Raw genomic sequence first — 7,783 nt, forward strand, 5'->3', positions numbered from 1 at the left:
GGCCGGAGTGAGGTGGGCCGGCCGTTCCGGTGCCGCCCGCCCCGGTAGCGGGCGGCACCGGAACGGCCGGCGGGTCAGGAGCGGCGGCCGAACCAGCGGCGCGCCTTCGCAGGTTTGGCGGCCTCCCCGGCCCCCGCTCCCGCCCCGGCCCCCGCTCCGGCCATGGCCTTGGCGAAGCCGGCCTGCGGCTGGACGGTCGGGGCGCAGGTGTCCAGGGGCACCGGGTCGCCCATGGTGACCACGATCTTGCGCGGCCCCTTGAAGGACTCGCGGGCGTGGGCGGAGAGGATGTTGTCGACGATCAGAATGTCACCCGGCCGCCATGTCTCCCTGACCGTCGCCCGGCGGTAGGCCTCGTCGACGGTCTCCACATCCTGCCTGGAGATCGGCTCGCCGTCGCCGTAGGCGGTGTTGAAGGGCAGGTTGTCGTGGCCCAGGTCCTCCAGGAAGACCTCGCGGACCTCCGGGTCGAGCGCCCACTCGTTCCAGAAGACCGTGTGGTTGAACCAGACCTCCTCGCCGGTCCCGGGGTGGCGGATGGTCGCCGAGCGGCGCTGCACGGTGCGGAGCTGGTCGCCGCCCACCCACTCGTGGGCGATGTGGTTGTCCGCGCAGTAGGCGGCGACCTCGTCCCTGTCCTCGGTGCCGAACGCGGTGCGCCAGCCGAGGCTGATGTGGTCGCCGTAGTTGCGCACCAGGGACCAGCCGTGCGCGCGGAACCGGTCGGCCAGCGGCTGCGGGATGTTCCGCAGCACCTTGCGCACGTCGGTCACCGGGGTCGCACCCCCCTCGTCGGGGGCGATCAGGCAGCCGAACATCAGCAGCCCGGGGAAGGTGAGCGCGTAGCTGTTCTCGTTGTGCGGGCGGATCGACTGCGACGGCGGCAGGTCGGTGGAGGAGTAGACGTCCTTGCCGAAGTGGCTGCGCGGGGTGGCCTTCTCGACGTACCCGGCGAGCTTGGAGATCAGCGCGTCGCGTACCCCGGCGAAGTCCTCCACTCCCTTCACCGGCAGCCCCCGCAGGTAGAGGGCGCCGTGCTCGTCCAGGCCCGAACGGATGGCCTCGCGGTTCTCCCGCAGCCAGTCGCAGGTCTCGCCCAGGTCCGAGCCCTGGGCGTCGGCCGCGGCGGGCCTGCCCTCCCTGACCTCCCAGGCGATGGTGGTGTTCACGATGCGTGAGTCCTTTCCAGCTCTTCGATGCCGACGAGGTCGTCGGGCTTGGCGTCGGGCACCTCGTCGTCGAAGCGCGCCAGGGTCCCGATCCGGGTGGCGGCGAGCACCAGCAGGGCCATGCCGAGCCCGCACAGCAGGTAGAGAAGCCCGATCCCGCGCCCCGGCCCGGTGCCGATGACCGCGCCGACGGTGCCGGCGAGCGGGCCGCCCACGGCCAGCAGCGGATCGAGGAGCGGGCCGGCGAGGGGGGCGATGACGCCGAAGCCGAGCGGCACGGTGGCTGCGGCGATCATGGTGTTGACCGCGATGATCCGCCCCTGGAAGCGGTGCGGCACCTTCACCTGGATGATCGTCATGATCGTTCCGTTGATCATGGCCAGGGCGAAGGACATGCCGAAGGCGCCGACGCCGATCAGCCAGAGGCTGGGCCGCAGCCCGGTCAGCACGCCGGCGACCGCCATCAGCATCGTCGCGGCGATCGCGCCGCGCAGCCTGCGGTGGGTCGGGCCGCCCCACAGGCTCATGGCGACGCCGCCGGTGATCGCGCCCGCCCCGGCCGCGACCGCGACCGCGCCGGCCGCCTGAAGCGGGGCGAAGGAGAGGACGAGCGGCGAGACCATGACGAACATGGGGGCCAGGAAGAGGTTCACGCCGGCGAAGAAGAACAGCATGCCGCGGAAGCTCCGGTGGCCCAGCGAGAACCGGAAGCCGCCTGCGATCTCGGCCGAGATCGGCTCGCGGCGGCGCAGCCCCAGCGTGGTGGGGAACTTGACGGACAGCACCACGACGATGGCGAAGGCGTAGGCCGCCACCTGGACGGTCAGGATGCCCTCCAGCCCGATCGCGGCGAGCAGGCCGACCGCGATGAGGGGGACCAGGAACTGGGCGGTGCCGATCGCGAGCTGCACGATGCCGTTGGCGTGCCCGAGGTAGCGCTTGGGCACCAGCTGCGGGATCGACGCCTGGTAGGCCAGCCGCTGGAACGTCACCGAGACGGAGACGACGGCTATCAGCGCGTAGAGCGGGCCGACCGAGAGCCGGTCGGTCAGCAGCAGGGTGAGCATCACCGCCTGGGTGACGCCCGACACCAGGTCACCGGCGATCATCACCCGCCGCCGGTCGTAGCGGTCGACCACCGCGCCCGCCAGCGGGGCCACGATGATCCCCGGCACCAGGGCGAGCAGGGCGATGAGCCCGAAGTGGGCCAGCGACCCGGTGACCGTGTAGATCCAGATCGGCACCGCGAACTCGGTGAGGGCCGAGCCGGTGAGTGAGACGAGCTGCCCCAGCGCGACGGGCAGGAACCGCCGCATGCTCGGCTCGCGCTCCTCCCGTACGGCCTGCCGCTCCACGCTGTCCTGAAGCCACCAGGTGCCGCCCGCCTCGCGGGAGTGCGCCTGCCGCCAGGCCGCGTCGGCGGTGTGGACGCCGGTGAGGATCCGGGCGAGCTCGCCGGCGCGGTACTTGGGGAAGAAGTGCCCGGCCTCGTCGATGACGACCAGCGACGAGGAGTCGGACAGGAAGCACCACTCCTTGAAGCGCTCCTGGTAGAACTCGGTGCTCGGGTCGCGCTCGCCGACGACCGAGACGATCGGCGCCCTCAGCCGGGGCTGCTCGGTGCCGAGCAGCCTGGTGAAGTGCTCCTCGGCCATCCGGCCGTCCTCACGCATCAGCTCGACGGTGAAGGCCACCTGCTCCTCGTCGAGCCCCGACATGTCGCCGCCGAGCGCACGCAGCTCGGCGGCGACCGTGCGGGTGCCGTGCAGGCGGTCGTTGATCAGCGTGCTGAGCGAGCCGAGGAGACGGCCCCTGGGCCGGGCGAAGGGGAAGATGCCGCCCAGGTAGAGGGCGTCCAGCTCGCGCCCCGACGCCTCGATGCGCTGGGCCAGCTCCACGGCCAGCGCGCTGCCGGGGGCGCAGTGCCCGTAGACCACGATCGGTCCCCGGATGTGCTCGGCGATCTCCTCGACGCAGAGCCGCGCCACCTCCCCGTAGGGCAGCTGCCCCTCCTCGCCGGGCTCGCGCCCGGGGGCGGCGACCGCGTAGAGGGAGTAGCCGGCGGGCATCGCCTCGGCGAGCGTCTGGTAGACGACCGCGTTGGCGCCGCCGTACGGCACGCAGATGACGGAGCCGACGCGGTCCTCCGGGGCGATCGGGCGGGTCAGCTCGGCGAGTATCCGGCGCGGCGCCGCCGTCTCGCCCCTGCGCTCGGTGACGAGCGTGGCGAGCTCGGCGACGGTGGGGTGCTTGAACATCTCCAGCACGCCGATCGGCGGCCTGCTCTCGGGGAAGGCCTTGCGCATCCTCGCCACGACCTGGGTGGCCAGCAGCGAGTGGCCGCCGAGATCGAAGAAGTTGTCGCCGGTGCCGACCCGTTCGAGGTCGAGGACGCCCGCCCAGATAGCGGCGATGGACTCCTCGGTCGGGCCGGCCGGTGCGGTGTAGCCGGGCCGCCGGTCCGGACGCTCGGGTTCGGGGTCCGGCAGCGCCCCGCGGTCCACCTTGCCGTGAGCCTGGAGCGGGAAGCGGTCGAGCCAGGCGAAACGGCCGGGGACCATGTACTCGGGCAGCCGGTCGAGCAGGTGCGCCCGCAGCTCGGAGACCGGGATCTCCGCCGCCTCCGGCTCCTTCTCCAGCCAGGCGACGAGGTGGTCGCCGCGCAGGTCCACGACGCCCTGGACGACCCCGGGGAGGGTGCCGAGCGCGGCCTCGACCTCGCCGAGCTCCACCCGGTAGCCGCGGATCTTCACCTGGTGGTCGGTGCGGCCGAGGAACTCCAGACGCCCGTCGTCGAGTCGGCGGACCAGGTCGCCGGTGCGGTACATGCGTGATCCGGCCGCGCCGTAGGGGTCGGCGACGAACCGCTCGGCGGTCAGCGCGGGACGGTCGAGATAGCCGCGGGCCAGGGTGTCGCCGCCGATGTGGAGCTCGCCCGCGACACCCGGCGGCACCAGGCGCAGCGCCCGGTCCAGCACGTAGACGCGGGCGTCGGGGAGCGGGCGGCCGATGGGCCAGGCCGTACCGGCCGCGGGCGCTCCGGGGTCCACCCGCTCGGTGGTCACCGCGACGACCGTCTCGGTGGGGCCGTAGCTGTTGAAGATCGCGCAGTCCGCGCGGGAGGCCAGGTCGCGGACCCAGGCGGCCGGCGACGCCTCGCCCGCCAGGACGAGCGCGCGGCGCGGCAGCAGCCGCTCGGGCTCCACCTCCGCGCCCAGCGCGGCGAGGTGGGAGGGCGTCATCTTCAGGTAGTCGAGGGTGCGCACGGCGTCGGCCAGCTCGGGCCCGGAGCCGCGGCGGGGGAGCTGGTGGAGGGTGCCGCCACCGGTGAGCGGCAGGTAGAACATCAGCATGCTGAAGTCGAAGGCGAGCGACTGGAGCAGCCCGAAGGCGGCGCCGGGCACGATGTCGTAGTCCTCGCGGATGTACTCCAGGTAGGCCACGATGTGCCGGTGCTGGACGCCGACGCCCTTGGGCCGCCCGGTGGTGCCCGAGGTGTAGATCACGTAGGCGAGGTCGTCGGGGCCGGCGAGCGGCTCCGGCGGAGTGTCGTCGCCCCCGGCGGGCAGCCGGTCCAGCTCGACGACCGTGCCGGTGAAACCGGCCGTCCGGTCGCGCAGCGCCGAATCGGTGACCAGCACGACGGCCGACGAGTCGGCGAGCAGGAACTCCAGCCGCTCGCGCGGCTGCTCGGGGTCGAGCGGCAGGTAGGCGCCGCCCGCCTTGAGCACCGCGAGGATCGCGACCGCGGCGTCCACGGTCTCCTCCAGGCAGATCGCGACGCGCGCGTCGGGGCCGACGCCGGAGTCCCGCAGGCGCCTGGCCAGCCGGTTCGCCCGGCGGTGCAGCTCGGCGAAGGTGAGTGAGCGCTCCCCGGCGACGAGGGCGACCGCGTCGGGGGTCCGCGCCGCCTGGGCCTCGGCCATCGCGCCGAGCGTGCGGTGCGCGGGCCGCCAGGTGCGGGTGCCCGCCCAGTCTCCGAGCAGCGCCTCGCGCTCCTCCGCACCGAGCAGCGACACCTCGGACAGGCGGCGGCCGTGGTCGGCGGCGGCCTCCCGCAGGAAGCGCCGCATCGAGTGCTCGACGCGCTCGATGGAGGCGGGATCGAACAGGTCGGTGCGGTAGGTGAAGAAGCCGCTCAGTCCCTCGTCGGTCTCGGTGACGTAGAGCGCGACGTCGAACTGGGTGATCGCCAGCGGCGGGTCGAACGGGGCGACCTCCAGCCCGGCGACGGTCCTGCCGCGCGCCACCCGGTCGGTCAGCGTGAAGGTCACCTGGAAGATCGCCGAACGGCTGGGGTCCCGCTCCACGCGCAGGTCGCTGACGAGCTGGTGGAAGGGGTGCTCCTGGTGGGCGAGCGCGCCGAGCACGGTCTCCCTGGTGCGCAGCAGGTGCTCGGCGACGGTGGGATCGTCACCGGTACGGCTGCGCAGGGTCACCATGTTGACGAAGGAGCCGACCACCTCCTCCAGCTCGCGGTAGGGGCGTCCGGCCACCGGTGAGCCCACCGCGAAGTCGTCCTGGCCCGCGTGCCGGGCGAGCACCGCCTGGTAGACGGCGAGCAGGGTCATGTAGAGCGTGGCGCCGTGCGCGCCGCCGAGCTCACGCGCGGCCCCGGCCAGCTCGGCGTCCCAGGTGAAGGCGTGGACCGCGCCGTCGAAGCGCTGCTCGGCCGGGCGCGGACGGTCGGTGGGCAGCTCCAGGTCGGGCAGCCCGGCCAGCTGTTCGCGCCAGAAGGCGACGTCGGGCTCGACGGCCGGACCCGCCAGCCGCTCCCGCTCCCACACGGCGAAGTCGCCGAACTGGACGGACTGCTCGGGCAGCGCCGGCGGCGCGCCCTCGCGGAGCCCGCCGTACAGCATGAACAGCTCCTCGGCCATGATCTCCAGTGACCGGCCGTCGCCGACGATGTGGTGGACGGCCAGCAGCAGCACGTGGTCGTCCGGTCCGAGGCGGACCAGCACCGCCCGCAGCAGCGCGTCGGCCGCCAGGTCGAACGGCCGGAGCAGCTCCTCGCCGACGAGCTCCGCCGCCCGCTCGGCGGTGCCGGCTTCGACGATCTTCAGCACGGCGGGCCCCGGCTCGTCGACGACGACCTCCGGCCGCCCGTCCCGCGCGGGAAAGCGCATCCGCAGGGCCTCGTGCCTGGCGGTCAGCGCCGTCAGAGCCTCCCTGAGCAGCTCGGTGTCCAGCTCACCCGTCAGGCGTACGGCCAGCGGGATCGTGTACGCGGTGTTCCCCGGAGCCAGCTGCTCCATGAACCACAACCGCTCCTGCCCGCTGGACGGCGGTGGCGCGGTCCCCGCGGGCCGGGGCTGGACGGCGGTGCTCCCGGCCCGCCCGCGCAGTCGCTGCGACAGGAGGGCACGTTTGTCCGCCGGAAGTGCGACGGCGCGCTCCGACAGCTGCTCGGTCATCCGAGGCTTTTCCCTTCCTTGCTGATCCTTGCGGGACTACGACCTTGCGGGACTACGGACTCCGTCCTTCGATGTCCGCGATCAGCAGCGCCTCGACGGCGTCGGCGAGCCGCTCGACCGTGGGGCTGGTGAAGACCGCGTCGACCGGGATCTCCAGATCCACGGCCGCCCTGATCCTGGAGACGACTCTGATGGCCAGCAGCGAGTTGCCGCCGAGCGCGAAGAAGTCGTCATGCACGCCGATCCGGTCCAGGCCGAGCACCTCGGCCCAGATCTCCGCGACCAGCTCCTCGGCCTCCGTCCGGGGCGGCTGCTTGACGGCGGCCGGCTCCCGCCACGCGGGCGCGGGCAGGGCGTGCCGGTCGATCTTGCCGTTGTGGTTGAGCGGCAGCGCGTCCATGACGACGAAGGCCGAAGGGACCATGTAGGCGGGCAGCGCCTCCTCGGCGAACCGCCGTACCTGCCCGGAGAGCTCCGTGTCCGCCGAAGGGGAGGGCAGGCCCGCCCGCCGGTACGGGACCAGGTAGGCGACCAGGCGTCTGTCGCCCGGCTGATCCTCCCTGACCAGCACCACGACCTGGGCCGCGGCGGGATGGCGGGCGAGCACGGCCTCGATCTCGCCGAGCTCGATGCGGATGCCGCGGATCTTGACCTGGTCGTCGACGCGGCCCAGGTAGTCGAGGAGGCCGTCGGGGAGCCAGCGGACGAGGTCGCCGGTGCGGTACATGCGTGATCCGGGCTCGCCGTGGGGGTCGGCGACGAAGCGCTCGGCCGTCAGGTCCGGGCGGCCGAGATAGCCGCGGGCCAGGTGGTCGCCGGCGATGTACAGCTCGCCGGGCACGCCCGCGGGCACCGGGCGGAGCCCGCCGTCCAGGACGTAGGCGCGCGTGTTGTCGAGCGGGCGGCCGATCGGGACGACGGCTCCGGGAGAGGTCACGTGGTGGGCGGTGACGTAGATCGTGGTCTCGGTGGGGCCGTAGCCGTTGTGGACGGTGCCGCCCTCCCGCAGGACGCGCCCCACCGCAGCGGGGGAGGCGGCCTCACCGGCGATCCACAGCTGCGGGACCTTCGCGAGCAGCGCGGCCGAATCCTCGGCCAGCACGTTGAACAGGCCGGTCGTCAGGAACACCGCGTCGACCCGCTCCTCCTCCAGCGCCCGGCGCACCACGGAGGCGTCCACCGGGCCGGGCGGGGCCA

The 7,783-nt window shown here is 73.4% G+C and carries 3 protein-coding genes; all 3 read right to left on the minus strand.

Annotated elements, in window-relative coordinates; genetic code table 11:
• Positions 1-74: 74 nt before the first annotated feature.
• Positions 75-1,169, minus strand: coding sequence for a TauD/TfdA family dioxygenase (locus tag BM085_RS32550; protein ID WP_093890649.1), 1,095 nt, complete (start codon positions 1,167-1,169; stop codon positions 75-77).
• Positions 1,166-6,586, minus strand: a complete 5,421-nt coding sequence (locus tag BM085_RS32555) for a non-ribosomal peptide synthetase/MFS transporter (protein ID WP_093890650.1) — start codon at positions 6,584-6,586, stop codon at positions 1,166-1,168. Before BM085_RS32555 ends, BM085_RS32550 begins: the two co-directional genes overlap by 4 nt.
• A 52-nt stretch (positions 6,587-6,638) precedes the next feature.
• Positions 6,639-7,783, minus strand: a 1,145-nt coding sequence (locus BM085_RS45440; protein WP_143121165.1) for a non-ribosomal peptide synthetase, incomplete at its 5' end; no start/stop codon positions are given.

Source organism: Streptosporangium canum (assembly GCF_900113865.1).
Taxonomy (GTDB): Bacteria; Actinomycetota; Actinomycetes; order Streptosporangiales; family Streptosporangiaceae; genus Streptosporangium; species Streptosporangium canum.

Bases quoted from the DNA above. Each gene is read 5' to 3' on its own strand.
- BM085_RS32555 (WP_093890650.1), bottom strand. From the start codon at position 6,586: ATGACCGAGCAGCTGTCGGAGCGCGCCGTCGCACTTCCGGCGGACAAA.